Consider the following 24,740-nt stretch of genomic DNA (forward strand, 5'->3'; position numbering starts at 1 on the left):
GAACAACTCGCTCGACCGGGTGGGTACGTTCGTGGAATGGGTGAGGTGCGCGCTGCGCGGGTGGGGGACTTTCCCCGGCTCCAGGAGATCGAGGTCCAGGCCGGTTCACTGTTCCGAGAGGTCGGGTTGGGGTTCATCGCGGACATGCCGCCGCCGCCCGAGGACTACCTGCGGGCGTTCACCGACGCGGGGAGCTGCTGGGTCGCCGAGACCGATGTCGTGGCGGGATACCTCCTCGTCGAGGAGATCGGCGGCTGTGGGCACATCGCCCAGGTGAGCGTTGATCCGCGATTCCGCGGGCAGCGCCTCGGCAGTCGGCTGATCGACCAGGCGGGCGCGTGGGCGAAGGAGAACCGGCTCCACGCCCTCACCCTGACGACGTACCGCGACCTGCCGTGGAACGCGCCGTACTACGAGCGCATCGGGTTCCGGATCATCGAGCCGACACCCGCGCTCTCCGTGCTGGTGAAGTACGAGACGAAGATCGGCCTCGACCCGGCCGCCCGGGTCTGCATGCGGCGCGAGCTCTAGACCGACACCGTCGACACCGGCAGCGCCGGGTTCGCCGACAGATCCAAAGAGGACGGTTCGACGCCCGCCGCGACCAGGTGGGCGCCGAGGGCGGCCATCATCGCCCCGTTGTCGGTGCACAGGCGGGGGCGGGGGACGCGCAGTTCGATGCCCGCCGCGGCGCAGCGCTCGGCGGCCAGGGCCTTCAGGCGGGAGTTGGCCGCGACGCCGCCGGAGATGACCAGGGTGTTGATGCCCAGGTCGGTGGCGGCGCGGACGGCCTTCATCGTCAGCACGTCGGCGACGGCCTCCTGGAAGGACGCGCACACGTCGTCGACCGGGATTTCGGCGCCGTCGCGTTCCTGGGCCTCGACCCAGCGGGCGACGGCGGTCTTCAGGCCGGAGAACGAGAAGTCGTACTTGGCGTCGCGGGGGCCGGTGAGGCCGCGCGGGAAGGCGATGGCCTTCGGGTTGCCGCGCTGGGCGGCCTTGTCGATCGGCGGGCCGCCCGGGTAGGGCAGGCCGATGACGCGCGCGACCTTGTCGTAGGCCTCGCCCGCCGCGTCGTCGATGGTGGAGCCGATCTCGGTGATCTTGCCCGACAGGTCGTCGACGCGGAGCAGCTGGCTGTGGCCGCCGGAGACCAGCAGGGCCAGGCACGGCGACGGCAGCGGGCCGTGGTCGAGGGTGTCGGCGGCGACGTGGCCCGCGAGGTGGTTCGCGCCGTACAGCGGCACGCCGAGCGACATCGCGTACGCCTTGGCCGCCGACACGCCCACCAGCAGCGCGCCGGACAGGCCGGGGCCGCAGGTGACCGTAATCGCGTCCACATCGGACAGTGCGAGGCCCGCGTGGTCGAACGCCCGGCGCATCGTCGGGACCATGGCCTCCAGGTGTGCCCGGCTGGCGATCTCAGGCACCACACCGCCGAAGCGGACGTGCTGGTCGACGCTGGAGGCGACCTCGTCGGCCAGCAGCTCCACGGCGCCGTCCGCGCCGAGGCGGACGATGCCGACGCCGGTCTCGTCGCAGGAGCTCTCGATTCCCAGGATGATCGTCACGTGGTCTCCAGGCTGACGCGCTCGGGCCGGACCATGGTGTAGGCGTCGGCGCCCGAGGGCTGGTAGTAGCGGCGGCGCAGGCCGACCGTGGTGAATCCGTGCGCCTCGTAGAGCGCGATGGCCGAGGTGTTGTCGGTGCGGACCTCCAGGAAGACCGCGGCGTTCTCCTGGTCGGCCCTGGCGAGCAGCGCGTGCAGCAGCATCCGGCCGATGCCCTGGCGCTGCCACGCCGGGTCGACGGCGATGTTGTGCACGCTGGCCTCCATGTCCCCCGGAGCGCCCGCGACGGACAGCCCCGCGTAGCCGACGAGGAGGTCGTCGACGTAGGCGCCGACGTAGAAGTGGCCCCAGTCGAGCTCGGAGATGAACGCGGACTCGCTCCACGGGTCCTCGTTCGGGAAGACGATCTTCTCCAGCTCCGCGCACCGCGCCGCGTCGGCGTGGCGCAGCGGGGCGACGCGCACGGTCATCTCGCACTCACCCGCTTGCGCGCGCCCGGCTCCACCGCGTCCGGCCTGCGCAAATAGAGCGGGGTGAGCGGGCCGGGAGCGCCGTCGAGGTCGGCGGCCATGACCAGGCCCGCGGGGGTCGGGTGCTGGGGGCCGACGACGGGCAGGCCGAAGTCGAAAAGCGTGGCGCCATAGCCCGCGACGTGCGTGACGCCCAGGTCGGCGATCCTGGCCGCGACGTCGGCGGGCGCGCTGACGTCGGGCTCGGTGAGCCGGGCGCCGTCGTAGGCGGCCCAGTAGACCTCGCGGCGGCGCGCGTCGGTGACCACCAGCAACCGGTGGCCGGGCACGTCGGCGGCGATGGCGTCGAGCGAGCAGACCGGGAAGACCGGGCGGTCGAGGCTGTGGCCGAGCGCGGCGGCGGTGACCATGCCCGCGCGCAGGCCGGTGAACGGGCCCGGCCCGACCCCGCAGACGAGCGCGTCGACCTCGGCCAGGGTGCGCCCGGCGGCGGCGAGCGCGTCGCGCAGATGCGGGGAGAGCAGTTCCCCGTGCGCCTTGGCGTCGACGGTCACGCACTCGGCGAGCACGCGGGGCGTTCCGTCGGTCAGTTCGACGACGCCGGCGGTGACCGCGGGCGTGGCGGTGTCCACAGCGAGTACCAGCACGGTTGTCAAGAGTACGAGGGTGGTGACTCGGCTCGCATGGCGCGGTCGCAAACGCTTGCGCACGTGATCGTCGCAACTGCCCGTGCCCGCCTCACGCCACTAGGGTTGGCCGGGTGCTGCTGCCGACGATGGCCGCGCCGGATGAGCGGGACGCCGTCCGGTTCGGCAGTGACGTCCTCACCCACGCCGACCTGGCCGCCGCCGCGCTCGCCGTCGCCGCCCGCGTCGGCACGGCAAGCCGCGTCGCGGTGTGGGCGGATCCGACGCCGCAGACGTGCGTCGCCGTGGTCGGGGCGCTGCTCGCGGGGGCCGCGGTGGTCCCGATCAACCCGAAGATCGGCGAGCGCGAACTGGCGCACATCCTGGCCGACAGCGCGCCCGAGCTGACCATCGGCGGACCCGCGGCCGACTTCACGGTCGACCTGGCCGAACGCGCCGACGGGCCGCTGCCCGCCGAGGCCGACCCCGAGTCGCCCGCGTTCATCGTCTACACCTCCGGCACCACCGGCCCGCCGAAGGGCGTACTGCTGCCCCGCCGCGCCATCGCCACCAACCTCGACGCACTGGCCGACGCGTGGGAGTGGACCGCGGCCGACGTCGTCGTGCACGCGCTGCCGCTGTTCCACGTGCACGGCCTGATCCTGGGCGTACTCGGCCCGCTGCGCCGCGGCGGCACGGTGTGGCACCTGGGCCGGTTCGACTCCGCGACCCTGGGCAAGGCGCTGACCAGCGGCGGAACGATGATGTTCGGCGTCCCGACCATGTACCACCGCCTCGCGGCGGACTGCGAGGCCGACCCGGCGCTGGCCGCGGCGATCGGCTCCGCCCGGCTGCTGGTGTCGGGTTCGGCGGCGCTGCCCGCCACCGACCACGCGCGCATCACCCGCGCGACCGGGCAGGAGGTCGTCGAGCGCTACGGGATGACCGAGACCCTGATGAACTGCGGCATCCGCGCGTCAGCCGAGCGCAGGCCGGGGACGGTCGGCCCACCGGTCGACGGGGTCGAGGTGCGGTTGGTGGACGAGTCAGGCGAGGCGGTCTCCGACGGCGAGATCGGCGAGATCGAGGTACGCGGCCCGAACCTGTTCCTCGGCTACCTGAACCGCCCGGACGCCACCGCCGAGGCGTTCCGCGACAGCTGGTTCCGCACCGGCGACATGGCCATACGTGAGGCCGACGACTACATCCGGATTGTCGGCAGGCGCGCCACCGACCTGATCAAGAGCGGCGGCTACAAGATCGGCGCGGGCGAGATCGAGAACGCGCTGCTGGAGCACCCGGCCGTCGCCGAGGTCGCGGTCACCGGCGAACCGGACGACGACCTGGGCGAGCGGATCGTGGCGTGGGTGGTGCCCGAGGGAGAGCGTCCGTCGGCGCAGGAACTGGCCGACCACGTCGCCGGTCTGCTGTCGCCACACAAGCGGCCGCGCGTCGTGCACTTCCTGGATTCCTTGCCCCGCAACGAGATGGGCAAGGTCACGAAGCGAGCCCTGCATGCCTGACCAGGGAGCGCGTTCGTTGATCGACGCCATCGCCACGGACTTCACCGAGTTCCCCAGCGAGTTCACCCCCGGCGACGGCCCTCTGTCATGGACGGGCTACGGCGCCGCCAAGGAGCGCGCGGCATCGACCTCCGGCGAAACCGAGTCAGTGGTGTGCGGCGAGGCACGAATCGGCGGCGTCGAGGCCGTGCTGATCGTGTTCGACTTCCGCTTCCTGGGCGGCTCAGTCGGCACGAAGACCGGCGACCGAATCGAGCACGCCTTCACCCGGGCACGCGAGACCCGCACACCACTGGTGTCACTGATCGCGACCGGCGGCAGCCGGATGCACGAGGGAATGCTTTCCCTGCGCCAACTCCAGCGAGTCGCCCGCCAGTCGACGCTGCTGCGGGAGGCCGGAATTCCCCAACTCTCAGTCCTGCGCGATCCGACGACCGGTGGGCTGTGGGCATCGCTGGGCGCTGGGGCGGACGTGGTGATCGGGGTGGCCGGAGCGCAGGTCGGGTTCGCCGGCTCGCGCGTGCGACCCGCCGCCGATCCCGCGTACACGGCGGAGGGGCAGTTCGCTTCCGGGCATGTCGATGAGGTTTGCGCGCTGGAGGACTTGGGGGTGGTGCTGGCGGAGTGGTTGGTGTTGTTGACTTCCGGCTCCCCCGAGCCCGCCCCGGTGCCATCCGCACTCGGCTCGACAGCCCTGTCGCCGGACGGGTGGTCAGCGGTCCAGCGGGCACGACAGGCGGACCGGCCACACGCGATGTCCTATTTGGACGCATACTTCGACCTGCGACGGGACGTGTCCGGGGACCGCGCAGGCGGAGTGGACGCCGGGATGGTCTGCGGAATCGGACTCCAGGGCCGCCACGCGATCGCTTACGCCGCACAGACTGGGAATGCCACGACGCCCGCCGGTTTTCGGTTGGCTTCTCGCCTGATCCGCCTGGCGGAGCGGTTGGGGATCTCGGTACTGACGCTGGTGGACACACCGGGCGCGGCCAATGACGCCGCGGCTGAGCGGGCCGGGGTTGGCCCCGCGATCGCCGAACTGTTCGGAACGGTGGCCGCTTGCCGGGTACCGATCACGACATTGGTGATCGGGGAGGGAGGTTCTGGCGGGGCACTCGCGCTGGCCGCGCCGGATCGAACCTGGATCACACCGGACGCCTATTTCTCCGTGATCGCACCAGAACTGTGCGCGGCAATTCTAAAGCGAGGCTCGGACGAGGTGTCCGCTACCGCCGAACAGTTGCGGCTGCGCCCGCAGGATCTTGTCGACTTGGGCGTTATTCGGGGAATCGCGACCTAGAGGTCACGATGACCGAGATCAACCACCAAGACGACTGGTTGGCCGTCGTCGATCGTGTAGATGACGCGATAGTCGCCAACTCGGACGCGGTACGCGCCCCTGCAAGCCGCGCAGCGCGACGGCGCCTGCCGGGCGCGGCTCATCGGCGAGGCGACTGATCGCCGCCTGCAACCGCCTTCGGATTCCCTTGTCGAGCTTCGCGAGAACGCGGATCGCCTCGCGGGCGATCTCGATCCGGTGGGTCACTCGCCGGACTCCAGCAATGCCACCGCTTCATCCCAAGGCACAGTCGACTCGTCCTTCGCGAGCACATCCGCGGCCCGCCGCGACCAATACGCGTCCTCGAGTTCTTCAAGGCGTTCGGCGACATCGGCGGGCACCACAGCCCCCACCCGCCTGCCGTATCGGGTCAGATTGACCACGTCGCCGTCTCGGACGTGGGTGTCCAACAGCTCCGGGAGTTGGGCACGCGCGTCCGTCACGCTCACTTCGTGGCCCCGGGCCGCAGTCATGTATCTAGGTACATCTTGTGCAACTTTGGGCAATCCCCTGGTCAGACCCAGCGGTCCAGGATCGCGGGCAGGTCCGACAGGCGGTGCAGGACCGCGTCCGGTTCGACGTCCACCGGCAGTTGCTGCTCCACCGGAATCACACTGTGCGGAATCAACACCGCACGCATCCCCGCCCCCTTGGCCCCGCTGATGTCGTCGTGCGGCCGGTCGCCGACGTACACACAGTCGGCCGGGTCGTCAACGCCGACGGCACGCATGGCGGTGATGAAGGATTCCGGGTGAGGCTTGGTGTATTCGAGGTCGCTGCTCCACACGCAGGCATCGAACAGGTCGCGGACACCGTCGCGGATCAGGATCTCCTCGTGCCAGGAGGCAGGCCAGGACGTCGACGACAGCACGCCCGTGCGCAGCCCGCGGCCGCGCAGTTCGGCCATCAGGGGCGCGACCTCAGGATCGGTGTAGGTCGCCTGATCCCAGTGCCTACGCAGAGCCGTAAGCGCGAGTTCGTCAGCCGGGAACCCAGCTTCAGCCATCATCTCCAGCAGATGGAACGCAGTGGCCTCGGTCCGGCTCCGATGCCAAGCAGCGTTGTCCGCCTCAGCCACCGCGACGGCAAGCTCAGCAGCAGCCTTGGGATCGTCAGCATGGATGACATCGGCATAGACACGCCAGGCGGCGTAGTGGTCCATGGTCACCCAAGGGGTCAGCGTGCCGCCCCAGTCGAAGATCACCGCGCGCATGACTATCAGCCTATCGGGCGATGGGTCCAGGACCCATGTGGTTCCAGCGTGGCCACCCGGGTGTCGTCGGGACGACGGTCGAGCCGGATCAGCAGGTGGTCGTCGGACAGCCGTTCCGCGGCGCCCTCCCCCCACTCGACCACGACGACGGCCTCGACGAGTTCGGTGTCGAGGTCCAGGTCGTCCAGTTCGGTGAGGTCGCCGCCGAGGCGGTAGGCGTCGACGTGCACCAGCGGGATGCCGCGGTCGCCCGCCTTGTGTTCGCGGGCGATGATGAACGTCGGGCTGCTCACCCTGCCCTGCACGCCCAGCCCGGCGGCGATCCCCTTGGCCACCACCGTCTTCCCCGCGCCCAGCGGCCCGGCCAGCAGCACCAGGTCACCGGCCCGGAGGGTCTCCCCCAGCCTGCGCCCGAAGTCGAGGGTGTCCTCGGCCGCGGGCAGTTCGATCGTCTCAGCCACGTCGCCACCACTTCTTCCTGGATCCCGGCACGCACTCGCGCAGGAACGTCGCCAGGTGCTCGTTCACGAACTCGGGTTGTTCCATCATGACCATGTGCCCGGCGCCGCGCGCCCGGACCAGGGTCGCGTCGGGTAACTCCAGCGCGATGCGCTCGGAGTGCTGGAACGGGGTCATCAGGTCGGCGTCGCCGCTGAGGACGAGCACTTGGCAGTGCTTGAGCCCGGCGAGCGCGGCGTAGCGGTTGTGGCTGCCGAGGGTCTCGATGAAGTCCGCCAGCACCCGCACCGGGGTGACGTCCAGCATCTCCATCAGGAAGGTGACCAGGCTCGGGCTGACGCTGCGCGACCCGAATCCGACCGCGCGCACCGCGGACCGGGTCAGCTGCCCGCCGCCCGCGCGGACCAACTCGACCAGGCCGGGCTGCCAGTCGGCGACGCGGCCGAGGTAGCGGGTCAGCGGGTTGTACTTCGACAGCAGCGGCCGGGACAGCCCGTGGCGACCGACCTCGCCCGCCGACGTGCCGATCAGCGCGACGCCGACGACCCGGTCGGCGAACAGCTCCGGCCGCAGCTCAGCCAGCGCCATGATCGTCATGCCGCCCATCGAGTGTCCGATGAGGACAATCGGCCCGTCCGGCGCCATGGCCCGGATCACGTCGTCGAGGTCGTGCGCGAGCTGCTCGATCGTGCTCGACGCCTCGTCGGCCCGCTCCGAGCGGCCGTGGCCGCGGTGGTCGTAGAGGACTTGGCGGACCCGGGGCTCGGCGAGTTCGGCCAGGTCGCGGCGCTGGAAGTGCCAGCACCTGCGGCTCAGCGCGAACCCGTGCACAAGCACCACCGTCGCGTCGGGCGCGCCGTCGATCGGGTCGACCTCCTCGACCGACAACGCGATTCCGTCACTGGCCGCGACGGTGCTGACCCGGTCGGCGGGCAGCCTGCCCAGCGGCTCTTCCGGGTACAACTCCTCGGACTTGCGTGCCCGCGCGACACCCGCGACCAGCGCGCCCCCGGCCACCGCCATGCCGACGCCCGCCAGCACCCGGTTGCGCATGCTCATCCGACGTACCTGCGGGTCAGGCGCGGCCGGTACATCCCGGTGACGATCTCGTAGTCGATCGTGCCGAGCGTGTCGGCCCACTCACGCGCGGTCGGCTCGCCGCGGTCGCCGGGCCCGAACAGCACGACCTCTTCACCGACCTCGACCACGTCGTCACCGCAGTCGACGAGGATCTGATCCATGCAGACCCGGCCGCGCACCGGCCTGCGGACCCCGCCGAGCAACACGTCGAACCGCCCGGAGAGCAGACGCGGGATGCCGTCTGCGTAACCGACGGGGACCAGGGCGAGGTTGGTGGGCTTCTCCGCGGTCCACGACTGTCCATAGGAGACAGACTCGCCGGCGGCGATCCGCTTGGTGAGCGCAACCGACGAGCGGAAGGTCATCGCGGGCTTGAGGTCTTCCTTGGTGGGCAAGGGATTCAGCCCATACATGGCGATGCCGACTCGAACCATGTCGAAACACAGGTCGGGACGGTCCAAAGTGGCCGCCGAGTTCGCCAAGTGCCGCTTGGGATTCAACCCCGCGTCCAACGCGATCTGGTACGCCTCAGCGAAACGTTTGGCCTGACTGTCGACGGACGGATGGCCGGGCTCATCGGCACACGCGAGATGCGACCACACCGCGTACACCTCGTTGTCGGACGCGGCCGCGGCGGCGACGAGGTCGGGCCAGAGTTCCCGGGGACAGCCGTTGCGACTGAGCCCCGTGTCGATCTTCAGGTGAATCCGCCGACCGGAGAGTGTGTTGAGGTGCTCGATGGAGGAGACGGCGATGTCGATGCCTGGTGGCACGTCGACCCCTGGCAGGTCCAACCAGGCCAGAATCGGCGCGTCGATCCCAGCGTCCCGCAACGCGACCGCCTCGGCGGCCGAGCACGACCCCAGCCAGGTCGCCCCACCCCGCAGCGCCGCCCGCGCCACCTCAACCGCACCGTGCCCGTAGCCGTCAGCTTTGACGACCGCCATCGTCGCGGCCTCTCCGGCCCTTGCGGCAAGCAGCGCAACGTTGTGCCGAATGGCGTCGAGATCGACAGTCACCTCGGCCCGTGGGGGCGTCTGAGCAGCCATACCGAAATCGTGGCACACCCGGCTGGGGCGGTGAGCCATCCCTCCACCCGTCCCACTTCGACAGCCATCGGTGCCGCGGACCAGCCGGGGTGGATCAGCCGGGGCTGAGCAGCCCTGCCGAATCGCGGCACACGCCCTCTTGGCCTCGGCACACCCCACGAGCAGCCCCCACCCTTCCCCGGGGGGACGGCCCTTGGCCAGTCTACCCGGCGGGGGTGTCATTCGATCTTGATTGGCGTTGCCCTGTGGATGGATTGTGGATAACTCAACGGCCCAGCGCGGCGCGGATTGCGTCCGGGAGAGCCGTGACGATGGACGACGCGGATGTGGGGGCACCCGCTGCCGCCAGTTCGCCTGCGCGGACATGGACCCAAGCCGCGCATGCCGAAGCGAGGGCGGGCTCCAAGCCCGCGGCGAGCAGGGCGCCGATCAGGCCCGAGAGAACATCGCCCGACCCTGCCGTCGCCAGCCAGTGGGAGCGGGCCGAGTTGACCAGCACCCGGCCACCCGGCGACGCGATGACCGTCGCGTGGCCCTTGAGCAGCACCGTCGCGTCCAAGCGTTTGGCCAGAGCGCGGGCCGCACCTACCCGGTCGGGGCCCAACTCGATGCCAAGAGGCGTGGCCAGGCGGGCGAACTCGCGGTCGTGCGGCGTCAGCACGACAGGTGCGTCCGGGTCGCGGGCGTCCCAGAGGTCCGGGTGCTGCGCGAGCAAGGTGATCCCGTCCGCGTCCACGCACGTCGGCACCCCCGCGGACAGCACGGCCGCGACCGTGTCCCGCGACGCCTTGCCCGTGCCCAAACCCGGCCCGACCACCCAAGCCTGCACCCGCCCCGCGTCCGTGACCGACCCCGTCGCGACGACCTCCGGCCACCGCGAACGCACCTCATCCGCCGCGGACCCGGCGTAGCGGGTCAACCCGGAGGTGGCCTGCACGGCCGCGCCGATGGTCAGGACGGCGGCCCCCGGGTAGGTGGCCGAGCCCGCGGCGACGCCGACGACGCCCTGGGTGAACTTGTCGTCCGACGGGCCGGGGACGGGCCACGCGGCGCCGACCTCCGCCTGCTCCAGGACCGAGAAGTCCGGGTCGGCGAGGTCGAGGCCGAGGTCGACCAGGTGCACGGGGCCGCAGCGCCCGCTCAGGAAGTGCACCGGCTTCAACGCCCCGAACGTGACCGTCAGGGCGGCCGTGACCGCGGGGCCGTCGACCGCGCCAGTGTCCGGATCGACGCCACTGGGCAGGTCGACGGCGACGATCGGGGCACGCACCCGGGCGACCAGCGAAGCCGCGTCCGGCCGCAGGGAACCCCGCGCGGACAGGCCGACGATGCCGTCGATCACCACATCCGCGCGGTCGAGATCCTCCGCCGCGCCCACCCTGCCGCCCGCGCGAAGCAGCGCGGCGAGGCCCTCAGCGTGGACACGGTCCGGCGAGAGCAGCACGGCGGTGACCCCGACGGACCGTTTGCGCAGGAACGCCCCCGCCCACAGCGCGTCGCCGCCGTTGTCGCCCGAGCCGACCAGGAGCACGGCGTGTCGGCCCGCGACGCCGCCAGACGCGGCCAGCAGCCGGGTGGTGTGCAGTGCGACGCCGTGGGCGGCGCGGCGCATGAGGGCGCCGGGGGGCGTGCGGGCGAGGACGAGTGCCTCGGCCGCGCGGACCCGGTCGGTGCGCCAGACGTCGCGCATCGGCTATTCGACCGTGACGGACTTCGCCAGGTTGCGCGGCTTGTCCACGTCGTAGCCGCGCGAGCGGGCGATCTCGGCGGCCAGCACCTGCAGCGGCACCGTCGACACCAGCGGCTGCAGCAGCGTCGGAACCGCGGGCACCTCGATCAGCTCGTCGGCGAACGGGCGGACCGTCTCGTCGCCCTCCTCGGCGATGACGATGGTGCGCGCGCCGCGGGCCTGGATCTCGCTGATGTTGGACACCAGCTTCGAGTGCAGCACCGCCCGGCCCTTCGGCGACGGCATGACCACCACCACGGGCAGGCCGTCCTCGATCAGCGCGATCGGGCCGTGCTTCAGCTCACCGGCCGCGAAGCCCTCGGCGTGCATGTACGCCAGTTCCTTGAGCTTCAACGCGCCCTCAAGGGCCACCGGGTAGCCGACGTGGCGACCGAGGAACAGCACCGCCTTCGACGCCGACAGCTCCTGGCCGAGCGCGCGGACCTGGGCGGTGGTGCCGAGGACCTGTCGCACGGCCTCGGGCATGGCCTCCAGCTCGTGGAACTCACGGGCGATCTCGTCGGCGTACTTGGTGCCGCGCGCCTGCGCGAGGGCCAAGCCGACCAGGTAGTTCGCCGCGATCTGGGCGAGGAACGCCTTGGTCGACGCGACGCCGATCTCGGGGCCCGCGTGGGTGTAGAGGACCGCGTCGGACTCGCGCGGGATCTGGGCGCCGTTGGTGTTGCAGACCGCCAGCACGCGGGCCTTCTGCTCGCGGGCGTGCCGCACGGCTTCGAGCGTGTCGGCCGTCTCGCCGGACTGGGAGACCGCCACGACCAGGGTGTCGCGGTCGAGCACCGGGTCGCGGTAGCGGAATTCGGATGCCAGCTCGACCTCGACGGGCAGCCGCGTCCAGTGCTCGATGGCGTACTTGGCGACGAGGCCGGAGTGGTAGGCCGAGCCGCAGGCCACGACGAAGACCTTGTCGATGTCACGCAGGTCCTGGTCGGCCAGGCGCTGCTCGTCGAGCACGATGCGGCCGTCGACGAAGTGCCCGCGCAGCGTGTTCGCCAGCGCCTCGGGCTGCTCCTCGATCTCCTTGAGCATGAAGTACTCGTGGCCGCCCTTCTCGGCGGCCGACAGGTCCCAGTCGACGGTGAACGGCTTGACCGGCGCGGGCTCACCGTGGAAGTCGACGACCTCGTAGCCGTCGCGGGTGATGATCACGACCTGGTCCTGGCCCAGTTCGACGGCCTCACGCGTGTGCTCGATGAACGCGGCGACGTCGGAGGCGACGAACGTCTCACCGTCACCGATCCCGACCACCAGCGGCGACGACCGGCGCGCGGCCACGATCAGGTCCGGCTGGTCGACATGCGTCACGACCAGCGTGAACGCACCCTCCAGACGGCGGCACACGGCCCGGACGCTGGCGGGCAGGTCGCCCGCGGTGTCGCCTTCGGCATAGGCGAGGGCGACCAGGTGGGCGGCGGTCTCGGAGTCGGTGTCGCTGGCGAACTCGATGCCCGCCGACTCCAACTCCCCGCGCAGCGCGACGAAGTTCTCGATGATCCCGTTGTGCACGACGGCGACGCGCCCGGTCGTGTCGCGGTGCGGGTGGGAGTTGCGGTCGATGGGGGCGCCGTGGGTGGCCCACCGGGTGTGGCCCATGCCCGCGGTGCCCGCGAAACCCTCGCGGCCCACTTCGTCGAGTCGGGCCTCCAGGTTCGCCAGCCTGCCCGCCTTGCGCTCGACCGCCAGCGCGTCGCCGGTCAGGACCGCGACACCAGCCGAGTCGTACCCGCGGTACTCCAGCCTGCGCAGCCCGTCCAACACGACATCGAGCGCCGGGCGATGACCCACATATCCCACGATTCCGCACACGCGCACCAGGGTAACCAGCGCCGCCACACCCGGACCCCCGGCCACCGATAGGCTGCGGACATGGCACGCAAGGCCAAGCACCTCTTCGATGAGCTGTCCCGCCCCGGACCCAACGAGGTCCTGCGCGGCGACCTCGCGCTCGTCGGGATGCCAGGGCTGGTGTTCACCCCGAAATCCGGCCTGGGCCTGCCCGCGGTGGCGTTCGGCCACGGCTGGCTGCAGCCCGCCGACCGGTACCGGGGCCTGTTCCGGCACCTGGCTTCGTGGGGCATCGTCGTCACGGCGCCGGGGACCCATACGAGCCCACTCGGCTCCCACCGACTTCTCGCCGCCGACCTGCGCACAGCGCTGGACGTGGCGGCTGGGGTGCGGCTGGGTGACGGGGACATCAGCGTCGACCCGGACCGGCTGGCGCTGGCGGGACACTCGACCGGTGGCGGCGCGGCGGTGTTGGCGGCCGCTGAGGACACGCGGGTACGGGCTGTCGCGACACTGGCCGCTTCGCAGACGAAGCCGTTCGCCAGCGAGGCGGCGCGGTCTTGCGGGATGCCTGGGTTGCACTTGGCGGCTGGGGCGGATCGGGTGGCGCCGCCGGTGGCGAATGCGGAGCTGATCGCCCGGTCGTGGGGCGGGCCGGTGCAGTTGCGGACGCTGCCCAAGGCCAGTCACTTGGGGTTCACAGAGGGCAGGCACTGGAGTGCGCTGCTGATCGACGGGAAGGCCGAGCACGGCACGCAGCGGACGAGCCGTGCGCTGCTGACCGCGTTCTTCCTGGTGCATCTGACCGGCGCCGCGGAGTACCTGCCGCTGGTCGAGGAGAACATCAAGGGCGCGGAGATCACTTACGACGGGGACGAGGACCTGGTCGGCCACCACTAGCCGCCGCGTTTGCTGGGTTACCAGCCCAACATCCCCGCCTCGCACCGTCCAACGCGCGCGCAGCCGGACCGCGCCGAGCGGCCCCGCGTCAGCGCGCCCAGCGGAACGTTGCCCCACGAGAAACAACCGAGCGGCGCCGAAGATCAGCGTCTCCGGAGTGGGCGACCTCGCGTCGGTGCGCCGAAGCCGGCGAAGGCCCCGAAACGTTTCGAATCGCTGCCCGGGCGGCGAATCGCAGCTTCTTGCCCGAACCTGACGGCCTCAGATCAGCGCGCCGAAGCCGTACCGAGGGCCGCGAACAGTTTCACTGCCGCCCTGGCGGCGAATCGCAGCTTTCCCGGACCGGGCGACCTCGTGTCAGCGCGCCGAAGTCGTACCGAGGGCCGCGAAAGTCTCGATTCGCCGCCTAGGCGGCGAATCTCAGCTTCCCCGAACCGGGCAGCCCGCGTCAGCGCGCCGAAGCCGAGGGGCGTCGTCCAACGTGCGCCGCGAAAGGTCCAGTGCGGCGGCGGATCTGCTCGGCGCCCTCGGGACGGCTGGCGGCGTCGTGAGAGGCAGCTGGGTCGCGGCTTCGTTTCCTTGTGTCAGCGGACCCAGCTGTGGCCGGAGAAGTCGTCGTCGTCCGGCTCGGCGGCCCTGCGGTGGCGGGCTGGGGTTGGGCGTGGGGGCGGGGCGGGTTCGTCCTCGTCCTCGATTCCGAACGACAGGAACTTCGCCGCGCTCGGGGCGGGGGCGGGGGGGTCCACCGGCGCCGGAGGCGGGGGTGGTGGGGGTACGAAGCCGCTGGTGGGTGGGGTGGGCTGGTAGGTGGGCTCGTCGTCCTCGTTGGTGAAGCTCAGGGTTTTGGGCTTGGTGGGGGCGGTCCAGCCTGGGGCGGGCGCCTCCTCCTTGGCCGTCTGCTCACGCAGGGCGGCCAGGCCGCGTTCGCCCTCCGCGGTCGCCTCGGCGAAGGCGGCCTGCTGTTGGGCACTGGCCGTGGCGGCTGACTGGTCGATCTCGGCGGCCAGTTCGGCGGTGTCCTCGAGTTCCTGGATGCCCTGCGCCGCGGCATCCTCGATTTTGCGGAGGGTGACGCTTTCGTCGATCTCGTCCATCAAGTACACAGCCGCACCCCTCAGATGGTGTCGCCGTAGAGGGCGCCGCCGGATTCGGCGAAGTCCTCGTCGAACAGGTTGCCGGTCGTGCGCCACTGGCTGCCCGCGCGCTCGGAGTCGCCGCCTTGGCCGCCGCCCGCACCGCCGCCGCCCATCATGCCGCCGCCCATGCCGGAGCCCATGGCGCCGCCGGGCTGCTGGTCGGCCTTCGGCTCGCCGGACGCGCTCGACAAGCCCGCCTCACCTGCGCCCGCCGCCTGGACGTCGCTCGGGCCGAAGTCCCTCGGCTGCTCGTCGAGGGCACCGCCCGCCGAACCCCACGCCTGCGCGCCGCCGTCGACCGACTGGGCCGAGGTCAGCTGCTCGCCCGCCGGGCCGCCGTGGACGCCAGCCTGATCCGGGCTAGTCCACACGGATTCGCCTGAACCCGCGAACGCTGCCGGAGCCACGTGCGCACCGGACCCGCCTGCCGCGCCGTGGCCACCGTCGCCGCCGAAACCACCGGCTGAACCAGGACCGCCACCACCGGCAACACCCGCACCGCCGACGCCACCGGCCGAGCCGGTACCGCCAGCCACGCCATCCCCAGCGAAGCCGCCAGCCCCACCGCCGCCAGCCACGCCCGGGCCGCCGAAACCACCGGCCGAGCCGGTACCGCCAGCCACGCCATCCCCGGCAAAGCCGCCAGCCCCAGCGCCACCGGTCACGCCCGCACCGCCGTAGCCGCCCGCCGAACCAGGGCCGCCTGCCCCTTCGCCGCCTGCGACACCGGCACCGCCGAAGCCGCCAGCGGAACCAGGACCACCTGCGCCACCAGCCACATCACCGCCAGACACGCCGCCACCGGTGAAGCCACCAGCCGAACCGCCAGGTCCGCCTGCCACCCCACCGCCGACAACTCCGGCCGCGGGCCCGGCCGCCGAGGAACCGTTCGCCTCGGAGTAGTCCAATGTGTACGAGGTCGGGTCGCCAGTTCCATCGTCCACAGTCACCAGCACGACGTCCCCGCCGCCCGGCCGCTCAGCCGTGATCGTCATCGGCGGGTCGGAGATCACGCACTTGCCGTCCGCGCCGGGTTCGATGACCTGACCCGCGCCCGGTTCGCTCATCACCGGCAGCCCGTCCGGGCCGAGCATCGGCTTGCCGTCGGCGCCCATCACTGGGCCGGGGCTCGTCACCGGCTGGCCATCGGGGCCGACCATCGGCTTGCCGTCCGGGCCGAGCGCCGGCGTACCCGCCTGGCCGAAGTCCATCGTGTACGTCTTCGGCTTGCCCGTGCCGTCGTCGACGGTGACCTTGACCTGGCCCTCGCTGTCGGGGCTGGTGACCGAGATCTTGCGGTCGCCCTCCTCGATGGTGACCGTCTCGCCCGGCGGCTCCACCGCGCTCGGCGTGGTGGTCGGGTCGGTCAGCGACGGGTCCTTGGTCGGGTCCTCCAGGCTGGACAGGTCCGGGGGCTGCGGCGTCGGCATCTCCGGCGGCTTGGGCAGGCCACCGCCACCGCCGCCGCCACCGGGAACCCCGCCGCCGCCTCCGCCGCCACCGCCGCCGCCCGGGTCCTTCTTGTCACCGGGGGGCTGCTGGCCGGGGCCGGGCGCGCCCGGGACCTTCATCCGGGCGAAGACCTTCAGCTCGGACATGATCCGCAGGTTCTCCAGCGCGGCCGTGTGCAGGCCGTCGACGCCGTGACGGAGGTTGTCCGTCGCGACGTACCACTGATTGATCTTCTGGGCGACCTTGTCCCGCATGGTGTTGGAGTAGTCCACAGCGGCCTGGGCGTTGGTCTTGCACGAGTCGTCGCCGAAGCCGCAGTAGACGTTCTCGTAGAACTTGTACGCCACCGGGTGGATGATCTTGTCCCGGATGATCCGGGACTCCTCGTCCTCGTCTTTGTTGCAGCCCGCCGTACACGGGCACACGTCGACCAGGTGGCCGTTGATGTCGTCGCCGGAGACCTTGCGCCAGTCGTTTGGCTTGCCGTACTCGTCGCTGAACGTGAGGATCGTCTGGCTGGAGGACGCGTAGTTCTTGTACAGCGTCTCCGTGCGGGTCATCGCGGTGGTGAGGCCGGTCGCGGTGGTCTTGGCGGCCGCCGCGTAATCCGTCAGGGTCTTCTCGACGCGTTCGATCGCGGTTTTGAACGCCTCGAACGACTCGCCCTTCCAGTCGTGGGAGAGCTGGTCCTTGCCCTTTTTGATCACCGAGGCGATGTTCTCGATCGCCAGGCCGAGGCCCTCGATCTTCGCCGCGTCCTTTTTGATCTTTCCCCAGCGCAGCTCGTTGACCTCTTGGCGCTTCTCGCCCGATTTCGGCCGCAGATTCAGTTCGAGCTTCGCGTCATATGCGGGCAGCGTCTCATCCACACCGCGGTTGAGCGGTTCGCCGATGACGTCCCACGCCTCGCCGTAGACGCCGACCGATGTGGACTTGTTCAGCAGCGCGTCGAGCGCGTGTGCCTTTTCGAAGTTCATTTCCTACCCCCGGGAAGTCTGCCGCGGCCTAGACCGCGACCGGGCCGGACCGCGGGCCGGGCTGCGACGTGGTGCCGCCGCCGGTGGACTGCATCCGCTCGTCGATCGTCTTGAGGCTCTTGTAGCCGCTGGAGTCGGATTCGACGGTCAAGTCCGTGCCCTGGTTGAGCTTGGCGCTGATCTCACCGAGGTGGGTGGCCAGATTGGCCAGGTCGGCGGCGAGCGAGGCCATGTACTGGTCGTACTGGGTGCCGAACTTCTGCGCCCACGACTTGCCGAAATCGGCGGCCTTGGCGGTCGTCTGAGCCATTTCGGCCTGGATCTGGGTCACCTGCTGCTGCGCGTCGGCGAAGACCTCAGCGAACCCGCGGACGGCGTCCGGGTCGAAATCGAACCCGCCGCCTTTGCCCTTGCCCACACCGACTCCCCTCAGTTGCCTTCAACACCAGGTGCGACTCCGCGACGCACGGCGGGGTTCCCAGTGCGTTGCACGCGCGAAGACCGCCCACCGGAAAGATACCGACCGCTTTGGCCGCGCACCCGGGGAATGGGTGGCTTGACCCGAATCGGCTTACTGAATCGCGGCGACCACGGCGGCGAGTTCGTCGGCGGCCGATTGCGCGGACTCGTGGGTGGGCGCCTCAACCATGACCCGGACGAGTTGCTCGGTGCCCGACGGCCGCAGCAGCACCCGGCCCTCGGCGCCGAGCCGGGCCTCGACCGCGGCGACGGCGTCGGCGACGCGCTGGGAGGCGGCGACGGTGGCCTTGTCGGCGACCTTGACGTTGATGAGGACCTGCGGGAGCTGGCGCATGACGTCGGCCAGCTCGGCCAGCGGCTTGCCGGTGGCCGCGACCCTGGCCATGAGGCGCATCGCGGTGAGCAGGCCGTCGCCGGTGGTGGCGTGGCCGGGGATGAGGACGTGGCCGGACTGCTCGCCGCCGAGTGAGTAGCCGCCGGAGCGGATCTCCTCCAGCACGTAGCGGTCGCCGACGGCGGTGGAGCGCAGCTTGATGCCCGCGTCGCGCATCGCCAGGTGCAGGCCGAGGTTGCTCATGACCGTCACGACCAGCGTGTCGTCGACCAGTTCGCCCGCGTCCTTCATGGCGAGGGCGAGGACGGCCATGATCTGGTCGCCGTCGATGATCCGGCCGCCCGCGTCCACCGCGAGGCAGCGGTCGGCGTCGCCGTCGTGGGCGATGCCCAGGTCGGCGCCCTCGGCGACGACGGCGGCGCGCAGGTCGTCGAGGTGGGTGGAGCCGCAGCCCTCGTTGATGTTCTCGCCGTCCGGCAGGGCGTGGATCGCGATGACCTCGGCGCCCGCCTCGCGGTAGGCCTGCGGGGCCGCGGCCCATGCCGCGCCGTTCGCGCAGTCCACGACGACCTTGAGCCCGTCGAGGCGGTTGGGGATGGCTTTGAGCAGGTGGGCGACGTAGCGGTCGTGTGCGTCGCTGATGTCGTAGACGCGGCCGACGCCCGCGCCGGTCGGGCGGTTCGCGGCCTGGCCGATGCCCGCCTCGATCTCGTCCTCGATGGCGTCGGCGAGCTTGTGGCCGCCCGCGGCGAACAGCTTGATGCCGTTGTCGGGCATCGGGTTGTGCGAGGCGGAGATCATGACGCCCAGGTCGGCGTTCAGCTCGCCGACCAGGTGGGCCACCCCAGGCGTGGGCAGCACGCCGAGCTGCATGACGTCGGCACCGGCGGAGGCGAGGCCCGCGCACACCGCGGCCTGCAGCATCTCGCCGCTGGCCCGCGGGTCGCGGCCGACCACGGCGACCGGGCGGTGCGAGCTGTCGTGCTCAGCCAGCACTCTGGCCGCCGACGCGGCGACCTGCAGGGCCAACTCCGGGGTCAGGTCGGAGTTCGCGAGGCCACGCACTCCATCGGTACCGAACAGCCGTGCCATGGAGGACCTCCACTGCGCTGGGGAAGACGGGAGAAATGCCGACGGGAGCAGCACGTCCGAGTATCGAACGTACTGCTCCCGTCGGGTAGTACCAGGGCTGACGCGCAGGTCAGCGCTTGCTGTACTGCGGCGCCTTGCGGGCCTTCTTCAGGCCGTACTTCTTCCGCTCCTTGGCCCGCGGGTCACGGGTCAGGAAGCCGGCCTTCTTCAGGACCGGACGGTCCTCGCTGTCCAGCTCGATCAGCGCACGCGCGATCGCCAGGCGCAGCGCACCGGCCTGGCCGGAGATGCCGCCGCCGTGGAGGTTGGCGCGGATGTCGAAGGACTCCGGCTTCTCGACGGTCACCAGGGGCTCACGGATGAGCTGCTGGTGGACCTTGTTCGGGAAGTACTCCTCGAGGCTCTTGCCGTTGAGGGTGAACTTGCCGGAACCCGGGGTGATCCGGACGCGGACGACGGCTTCCTTGCGGCGGCCGACCGTCTGCGCGGTCTCGGAGGTCAGGTGCGGCCGGGCCGGAGCGGCGGGCTCCTCGTCGGCGGCGGGCTCGACGGCCTCGGCGGCCTCGTCGAACGCCTCGACGGCGGCGGCCTCGGTGGTCTCGACAGCCTCGGTCTCGACGGCCTCGTCGGCGGTCTCGACCTCGGGCGCGACGGCCTCGTCGGTCTCGGTGGTCACGGCGTCTTCACTCACTTGACGACCTTCGCAATCTCGAACGGCGTGGGCTGCTGGGCGGCGTGCGGGTGGTTCGGGCCCGCGTACACCTTGAGCTTCTTGCCCTGGGCGCGGCCGAGCTTGTTCTTCGGCAGCATGCCCTTGACGACCTTCTCCAGCAGCCGGTCGGGGCGCGTGTCGAGCAGCTCACCGAAGGACTGCTTGCGCAGACCGCCGGGGTAGCCGCTGTGCCGGTAGGCGAACGCGTTGTCCCGCTTGTTGCCGGTGAGGACAACCTTCTCGGCGTTCACGATGACGACGAAGTCGCCTGTGTCCACATGCGGGGCGAACGTGGGCTTGTGCTTGCCGCGCAGGAGCGTGGCGACATGCGTCGCGAGACGGCCGAGCACCACGTCCTCGGCATCGATCACGTGCCAGGCGCGGTCGACCTCGCCGGGCTTAGGGCTGTACGTGGGCACGGGTCTACCTCATCGTCAACTTGCGTCATGGGTGCCTGTGCGGGCCTCACCTCTGGATGGGGTCACCCAGAGGCGCGCAACGCGGCTCGACTCGCGTTCGACCAGTCGAGCAATGCGCCCCGCGCCGCACAACAAAGAGAGAAGATACCGGGTGGGCCATGTCAGGGTCAAAACGCCCCCCTCTATCGCCGCTGATAGTGAGCCCCACCACCTCCGCATGACCGCTCGTCCGCACCCCCAGTGCGGACGAGCGCCCACGCCCGCGGGCCGAACGGCCCGCGACACCAATAGGGTGTCGATCACGGCGTGGGCGAACCTTGAACGAACCTTGAACGCCGGGAAGGCGGCTATGGACACCCGGTTCCGACTGCTCGGCGGGATCGACGCCGAACGGGACGGCGTGGCCGTCGACCTGGGCCACGCCCGGCAGCGGATGGTCCTGGCGGCCCTGCTCGCCGACCCGAACCGCCCGACCCCGGTGCCGACCCTCGTCGACCGGGTGTGGGGCGAACAGCCCCCGGCGAGCGCGGCGGCGAGCGTGCACAGCTACGTCTCCAGACTCCGCAAGGCCCTGGCCGACGCCACCATCCAGCGCGCGGCGGGCGGCTACCAGCTCGACGTCGACACGTCCAAGGTCGACCTGCACGAGTTCCGATCCCTCATCGAGGCCGCACGGGGCGCGGACGACGCGGCGGCGGGTCCGCTGCTCGACCGGGCGATGGGGCTTTGGCGGGGCAGACCGTTCGGCGCGGCGGACAGCCCGTGGCTGAACCGGATGCGCGACATCGTGGAGCGGGAGCGCTTCACCGCCGAGATCGACCTCATCGAGATCCGGCTCGGTCAGCGCGAGCACACCACGGTGCTCCCCCGCCTTGCCGAGCTGTCGGCAGAGCACCCCCTGGACGAGCGGCTGGCCGGACTGATCATGCTCGCGCTGTCGGCTTCCGGCAGACAGGCCGAGGCCCTCGCGCACTACGACACACTTCGCAGACGGCTGGCCGACGAGCTCGGCATCGATCCCGGCGGCCCCCTCCGCGAGGTGCACCGGCGCGTCCTGGAACCCGACGGCCCACGGCGGTCCACCGGTCCCGCCCAGCTGCCACCGGACGCCAGGCACTTCACCGGACGCGTCGCGGACCTCGCGGAACTGTCCGCCGTACTCGCCTCCCACAGCACCGAACAGCTGACCCTGTGCTCGATCGAAGGCACCGCGGGCGTCGGGAAGACGACCCTCGCTGTCCGGTTCGCGCGCCAGGAGATCGCGGCGTTCCCGGGCGGCCAACTGTTCCTCAACCTGCGGGGCTACGGCCCCGGCGACCCGATGTCCGACGAGGCGGCCCTCACCGCGCTGCTGCAAGGCGTGGGCGTCCGTGGCGACCAGTTGCCTGCCGGGCTGGACGCGCGGGCGGCGCTGTGGCGGACGCACACCACGGGCAGGCGGCTGCTGATCCTGCTGGACAACGCGACCGACTCGGCCCAGGTTCGCCGTCTGCTGCCCGGGCCGGGAAGCGTCGTCCTGGTGACCAGTCGGACCAGGTTGCGCGGCCTTGTCGTCCGGGAGGGCGCCCACCGGCTCTCGCTCGGCCGGATGCCGACCGATGACGCCATCGCGATGCTGCGCGGGATCATCGGCCACCAACGCGTCACCCAGACGCCCGATCAGGTGCGGCGCGTAATCGGCGCCTGCGCCCATCTCCCGCTAGCCATCCGCATCCTCGGCGAACGCGCCTCCGAGGAGCCCCATTCGCCTCTCGATGGTCTGCTCGGCGAGGGCAGCCACCGCCTGGCGGCGTTCGATCTGGACGACGACGATGACAGCGATCTGCGCAGTGTGTTCCTGCGGTCCTACCAGGCACTCAACCCGGACACGGCCCGCCTGTTCCGCCTGCTCGGCGCACAGAACGCGATCGACTTCACGGCGTCGTCGGCCGCCGCGGTCGGCTCACTCACCGAATCGGCGGCAAGATCCCTGCTGGACCGGCTCAGTGCTCGGAACATGGTCGAGCGTTCCCGAGTCGATCACTACCAGTTCCACGACCTCATGCGCGACTTCGCCCGCGCACTGGCGCAGGAAGTGGATTCGGAATCGGTTCCCGGCGCCACTCGGCGCCTGCTGGAGCACTACCTGGCAGGGCTGTCCGCCGCCAACGCCATCTTGGGGTCAGCGCCCGAGGCGGGGATTCCCGCAAGGACATTCCTGGACGCGCACGAGGCCCTCGAGTGGTGCGATCAGGAATGGTCGAACGTCGCCTTGCTCGTCACCAATGCGACAGAGGACATCTACCTGGATCTGGTGGCCCGATTCTCGGGCACATTCTTCCGGTACTTGGTCGCCAGGGCACACCAGGCTGACGAGTGGATCAAGATCTGCGAGCACACACTCTCCGCTGCTCGCGCTATCGGCGACGAGGCCGCGCAACTGCCCGCGTTGAACTGTCTTGCCGTGGTCCACAGTGTTCGCGGCGACCACAACCGAGCCATCGACAGCTTGGAGCACATGCTGGCTGTGGCACGAGCGACACAGAATCGGGAACGAGAGATCAACGCACTCAACAACCTGGCGATCGTTTACGCCAAGGCGGGCAGAGCGGCCGAGAATCTCGGGTGTGCCAGGCAACTGCTGACCTTGTCGACCGGCGACTCAGACGAGGAAGGGCGCGCGCACGCCACCCTGGCCAGCGCCTACCACTACAACGGCGACTATGGGAACGCCGTCAGCCACGCCAAGGCAGCAATCGCTCTATGTGCGAGCGACAGGTTGAGATCAACCGCCGCGTCGGCGCACCACACACTTGGCACGGTCCTAGCGAAGACCGGTGACTCTGAATCCAGCATCGCGAACTACGAGAGCGCCCTCGCGCTCTATCGCGAGCTTGACGTCACCTACATCGAAGGCGACATCCTCCTCGAACTAGGCGATGTCCATCTGGACATCGGAGCCCCGGAGGACGCCAGGCGGCACTGGCGCCGAGCCGCCGAGATCTTCCGGCAGACAGACAGTCTCCTGCTGGAGGACGCGCTGCGAAGACTGGGCGAATCCCCCTGACGCCGAACACCCGAGTAGGGCCCAGGAGTTTCCTCCGGGCCCCACTCGGGTGTTGAAGATGCGATGAACTCGCTAGCGCGGTTCGATCAGCCCCACTTGGCGGCGTTGGCCTTCTCGACGGCCTCGTAGTTCTCGCCGGACTGCTGGACGGCCATACCGATGGAGGCGAGGACCTGGCGCAGGTCGTCCTGGGCCCGGTTCCACTCGTTCTGCTTGGCGTCCCACGCTTCCTTGGCGGCACCGGTGTAGCCGGCCTGCAGCGGGGCGAGGCGGCCCTTCAGGTCGCCGAGCAGCGTCTCGAGCTGCGAAGCGGTCGAGGACAGGGCCTGGGAGGCCGCCGCGACCTCCGCGAAGTTCACACTGATCTGGTCGCCGTTAGGCATTTCAGTTCTCCCTCTGGATTCAAGTCTTGGTTATTGCGGAATGAAGCGAGAAGAGCGAGCGGGCTGAATCAGCCACCGAGCACGTTGCTGATGTTCGACAGCGACTGCGAGGACTCTTCTTCCTGCTGGACGTAGGCAGCGTTCGAGGCCTTGAGCTGCTCCGAGATGCCCGCCAGCGCGTCGTGCAGCTTGGCGGCGTCGGCGTTGTAGCGGTCCATCAGCGTGGCGAAGGCGCGCGAAGCGACGCCCTTCCAGTTGTCGCGCAGCGGGTCGAGGGCGCTGCGGAGGCTGTTCAGGGCGTTCTGCGACTCCTCGTTGATGTTGTCGACATCAACGGCGGCCTTGGCCATCTCTTCGGGCGTGATTCCGTAACCGGACATCGGGAGTTACCCCCTAGATAGTGGTTGGTCGTACATGTTCTTCGTTCGTACAACCCTTACGACGGAACCCTGCCAGGTTCGGTTCCGACGCGGTGGCCGTATCGGTCAGGTAGTTGCTCTAGTTAACGGTCCAACCGGGAACCCGCAGGTCAGCGGCGGTTTTACCAGTGCGAATACGCCCGATCGTGGTTCACGATGGCGAATTCGACCGGGATTCGACCGGGGAATCAGCCGCGGAACATGATGCTGCGCTCGGAGAAATCCTCGTCGTCGTCATCAGGCGAGGGCGCGGCGGTGGGGGCGGGAGCGGGAACCTCGAACTCGGCGACCGGGAGGCCCTGGGCGCGGCGCCAGTCGGCGGCGGAGGCGCGGAGGGTCTCGTCGGTGGGGGCGGCGGCCTCGGGCTTGGCCTGTCCGGTGAGGGCCGCGGTCTTCTCGCGGAAGGTGGCGGACTCGTCGCGGGCTTCGGCGGTGGCTCGGCGGGAGCGGGTGACCGCGGCCGAGAGTTCCGCGCGGAATCGGACGACGGCCTCGGCGAAACCCTGGTTGTTACCGGTCACGGCA

25 protein-coding genes are annotated in these 24,740 nt (G+C 70.5%); 5 read left to right on the plus strand and 20 right to left on the minus strand.

Annotated features, from left to right (window positions below; genetic code table 11):
- The first annotated feature begins 36 nt into the window (after positions 1–36).
- Positions 37–531 (plus strand): GNAT family N-acetyltransferase, encoded by a 495-nt coding sequence (locus tag ACSHT8_RS19660; RefSeq protein WP_436492333.1) that lies wholly within the window; start codon positions 37–39, stop codon positions 529–531.
- On the opposite strand, the gene tsaD is transcribed toward ACSHT8_RS19660, so the two are convergent.
- From tsaD to tsaB, 3 genes are read right to left on the minus strand one after another with little or no spacing between them, the layout of a single operon-like run.
- Positions 528–1,571, minus strand: a complete 1,044-nt coding sequence (gene tsaD / locus ACSHT8_RS19665) for a tRNA (adenosine(37)-N6)-threonylcarbamoyltransferase complex transferase subunit TsaD (RefSeq protein WP_436492335.1) — start codon at positions 1,569–1,571, stop codon at positions 528–530. The two genes, ACSHT8_RS19660 and tsaD, sit on opposite strands and share 4 nt — an antisense overlap.
- The gene (rimI, locus tag ACSHT8_RS19670; protein ID WP_436502109.1) at positions 1,568–2,035 is read right to left on the minus strand and encodes a ribosomal protein S18-alanine N-acetyltransferase; all 468 of its coding nucleotides are present in this window, start codon (positions 2,033–2,035) and stop codon (positions 1,568–1,570) included. Before rimI ends, tsaD begins: the two co-directional genes overlap by 4 nt.
- A gap of 2 nt (positions 2,036–2,037) precedes the next feature.
- Positions 2,038–2,688 (minus strand): tRNA (adenosine(37)-N6)-threonylcarbamoyltransferase complex dimerization subunit type 1 TsaB, encoded by a 651-nt coding sequence (gene tsaB, locus ACSHT8_RS19675; protein ID WP_436502110.1) that lies wholly within the window; start codon positions 2,686–2,688, stop codon positions 2,038–2,040.
- A gap of 128 nt (positions 2,689–2,816) precedes the next feature.
- Between tsaB and ACSHT8_RS19680 the strand changes: the two genes are divergently transcribed.
- Both ACSHT8_RS19680 and ACSHT8_RS19685 read left to right on the plus strand, forming a co-directional pair.
- Positions 2,817–4,190 carry an acyl-CoA synthetase gene (locus ACSHT8_RS19680; RefSeq protein WP_436502111.1) on the plus strand — a complete coding sequence of 458 codons (1,374 nt, stop codon included), beginning with the start codon at positions 2,817–2,819 and terminating at the stop codon, positions 4,188–4,190.
- Positions 4,183–5,493: a carboxyl transferase domain-containing protein gene (locus tag ACSHT8_RS19685; protein ID WP_436492336.1), complete on the plus strand. Its 1,311-nt coding sequence runs from the start codon at positions 4,183–4,185 to the stop codon at positions 5,491–5,493. The genes ACSHT8_RS19680 and ACSHT8_RS19685 overlap by 8 nt, the downstream gene beginning before the upstream one ends.
- Here ACSHT8_RS19685 and ACSHT8_RS19690 read toward each other — a convergent pair.
- The 8 genes from ACSHT8_RS19690 to glmS all read right to left on the minus strand — a co-directional run bounded on the left by ACSHT8_RS19690 (position 5,490) and on the right by glmS (position 12,886).
- A complete protein-coding gene (locus ACSHT8_RS19690; protein ID WP_436492337.1) occupies positions 5,490–5,636 on the minus strand; it encodes a type II toxin-antitoxin system RelE family toxin in 147 nt (48 codons plus the stop codon). The two genes, ACSHT8_RS19685 and ACSHT8_RS19690, sit on opposite strands and share 4 nt — an antisense overlap.
- A 99-nt stretch (positions 5,637–5,735) precedes the next feature.
- Positions 5,736–5,975, minus strand: coding sequence for a type II toxin-antitoxin system prevent-host-death family antitoxin (locus tag ACSHT8_RS19695; RefSeq protein WP_436492338.1), 240 nt, complete (start codon positions 5,973–5,975; stop codon positions 5,736–5,738).
- A gap of 71 nt (positions 5,976–6,046) precedes the next feature.
- The gene (locus ACSHT8_RS19700) at positions 6,047–6,745 is read right to left on the minus strand and encodes an HAD family hydrolase (RefSeq protein WP_436492339.1); all 699 of its coding nucleotides are present in this window, start codon (positions 6,743–6,745) and stop codon (positions 6,047–6,049) included.
- 5 nt (positions 6,746–6,750) lie between these two features.
- The gene (gene tsaE, locus ACSHT8_RS19705) at positions 6,751–7,206 is read right to left on the minus strand and encodes a tRNA (adenosine(37)-N6)-threonylcarbamoyltransferase complex ATPase subunit type 1 TsaE (protein ID WP_436492340.1); all 456 of its coding nucleotides are present in this window, start codon (positions 7,204–7,206) and stop codon (positions 6,751–6,753) included.
- Positions 7,199–8,263 carry an alpha/beta fold hydrolase gene (locus ACSHT8_RS19710; protein WP_436492341.1) on the minus strand — a complete coding sequence of 355 codons (1,065 nt, stop codon included), beginning with the start codon at positions 8,261–8,263 and terminating at the stop codon, positions 7,199–7,201. The genes tsaE and ACSHT8_RS19710 overlap by 8 nt, the downstream gene beginning before the upstream one ends.
- A complete protein-coding gene (gene alr, locus ACSHT8_RS19715; RefSeq protein ID WP_436492342.1) occupies positions 8,260–9,333 on the minus strand; it encodes an alanine racemase in 1,074 nt (357 codons plus the stop codon). The genes ACSHT8_RS19710 and alr overlap by 4 nt, the downstream gene beginning before the upstream one ends.
- Positions 9,334–9,598: 265 nt before the next feature.
- Positions 9,599–11,023 carry an NAD(P)H-hydrate dehydratase gene (locus ACSHT8_RS19720; protein WP_436492343.1) on the minus strand — a complete coding sequence of 475 codons (1,425 nt, stop codon included), beginning with the start codon at positions 11,021–11,023 and terminating at the stop codon, positions 9,599–9,601.
- Positions 11,024–11,026: 3 nt separating this feature from the next.
- Positions 11,027–12,886, minus strand: coding sequence for a glutamine--fructose-6-phosphate transaminase (isomerizing) (gene glmS, locus ACSHT8_RS19725; protein ID WP_436492344.1), 1,860 nt, complete (start codon positions 12,884–12,886; stop codon positions 11,027–11,029).
- 60 nt (positions 12,887–12,946) lie between these two features.
- Here glmS and ACSHT8_RS19730 point away from each other — a divergent pair, with 60 nt between their 5' ends.
- Positions 12,947–13,765 (plus strand): dienelactone hydrolase family protein, encoded by an 819-nt coding sequence (locus ACSHT8_RS19730; RefSeq protein WP_436492345.1) that lies wholly within the window; start codon positions 12,947–12,949, stop codon positions 13,763–13,765.
- Positions 13,766–14,349: 584 nt separating this feature from the next.
- Here ACSHT8_RS19730 and ACSHT8_RS19735 read toward each other — a convergent pair.
- The 6 genes from ACSHT8_RS19735 to rplM all read right to left on the minus strand — a co-directional run bounded on the left by ACSHT8_RS19735 (position 14,350) and on the right by rplM (position 20,367).
- Positions 14,350–14,868, minus strand: a complete 519-nt coding sequence (locus ACSHT8_RS19735; protein ID WP_436492346.1) for a hypothetical protein — start codon at positions 14,866–14,868, stop codon at positions 14,350–14,352.
- Between the two features lie 11 nt (positions 14,869–14,879).
- Entirely contained in the window at positions 14,880–17,330 is a 2,451-nt protein-coding gene (locus ACSHT8_RS19740) for a hypothetical protein (RefSeq protein WP_436492347.1), read from the minus strand.
- A gap of 28 nt (positions 17,331–17,358) precedes the next feature.
- A complete protein-coding gene (locus ACSHT8_RS19745) occupies positions 17,359–17,748 on the minus strand; it encodes a hypothetical protein (protein ID WP_436492348.1) in 390 nt (129 codons plus the stop codon).
- Between the two features lie 153 nt (positions 17,749–17,901).
- A complete protein-coding gene (glmM, locus tag ACSHT8_RS19750) occupies positions 17,902–19,236 on the minus strand; it encodes a phosphoglucosamine mutase (protein WP_436492349.1) in 1,335 nt (444 codons plus the stop codon).
- Between the two features lie 109 nt (positions 19,237–19,345).
- The gene (rpsI, locus tag ACSHT8_RS19755) at positions 19,346–19,927 is read right to left on the minus strand and encodes a 30S ribosomal protein S9 (RefSeq protein ID WP_436492350.1); all 582 of its coding nucleotides are present in this window, start codon (positions 19,925–19,927) and stop codon (positions 19,346–19,348) included.
- A complete protein-coding gene (rplM, locus tag ACSHT8_RS19760) occupies positions 19,924–20,367 on the minus strand; it encodes a 50S ribosomal protein L13 (protein ID WP_054052149.1) in 444 nt (147 codons plus the stop codon). Before rplM ends, rpsI begins: the two co-directional genes overlap by 4 nt.
- Positions 20,368–20,716: 349 nt before the next feature.
- Between rplM and ACSHT8_RS19765 the strand changes: the two genes are divergently transcribed.
- On the plus strand, positions 20,717–23,413 hold the full coding sequence (locus tag ACSHT8_RS19765; protein WP_436492351.1) for a BTAD domain-containing putative transcriptional regulator: 2,697 nt from the start codon (positions 20,717–20,719) through the stop codon (positions 23,411–23,413).
- A gap of 86 nt (positions 23,414–23,499) precedes the next feature.
- Here the strand turns inward: ACSHT8_RS19765 and ACSHT8_RS19770 are convergent, their stop codons facing one another.
- The 3 genes from ACSHT8_RS19770 to ACSHT8_RS19780 form a co-directional block, all read right to left on the minus strand.
- The gene (locus ACSHT8_RS19770; RefSeq protein ID WP_436492352.1) at positions 23,500–23,796 is read right to left on the minus strand and encodes a WXG100 family type VII secretion target; all 297 of its coding nucleotides are present in this window, start codon (positions 23,794–23,796) and stop codon (positions 23,500–23,502) included.
- Positions 23,797–23,864: 68 nt separating this feature from the next.
- Positions 23,865–24,176 carry a WXG100 family type VII secretion target gene (locus ACSHT8_RS19775; RefSeq protein WP_436492354.1) on the minus strand — a complete coding sequence of 104 codons (312 nt, stop codon included), beginning with the start codon at positions 24,174–24,176 and terminating at the stop codon, positions 23,865–23,867.
- Positions 24,177–24,403: 227 nt separating this feature from the next.
- A complete protein-coding gene (locus tag ACSHT8_RS19780) occupies positions 24,404–24,736 on the minus strand; it encodes a hypothetical protein (RefSeq protein ID WP_436492355.1) in 333 nt (110 codons plus the stop codon).
- Between the last annotated feature and the right edge of the window lie 4 nt (positions 24,737–24,740).

It is taken from the genome of Actinokineospora sp. HUAS TT18, from assembly GCF_051364635.1.
In the GTDB taxonomy this organism is placed as follows: Bacteria; Actinomycetota; Actinomycetes; order Mycobacteriales; family Pseudonocardiaceae; genus Actinokineospora.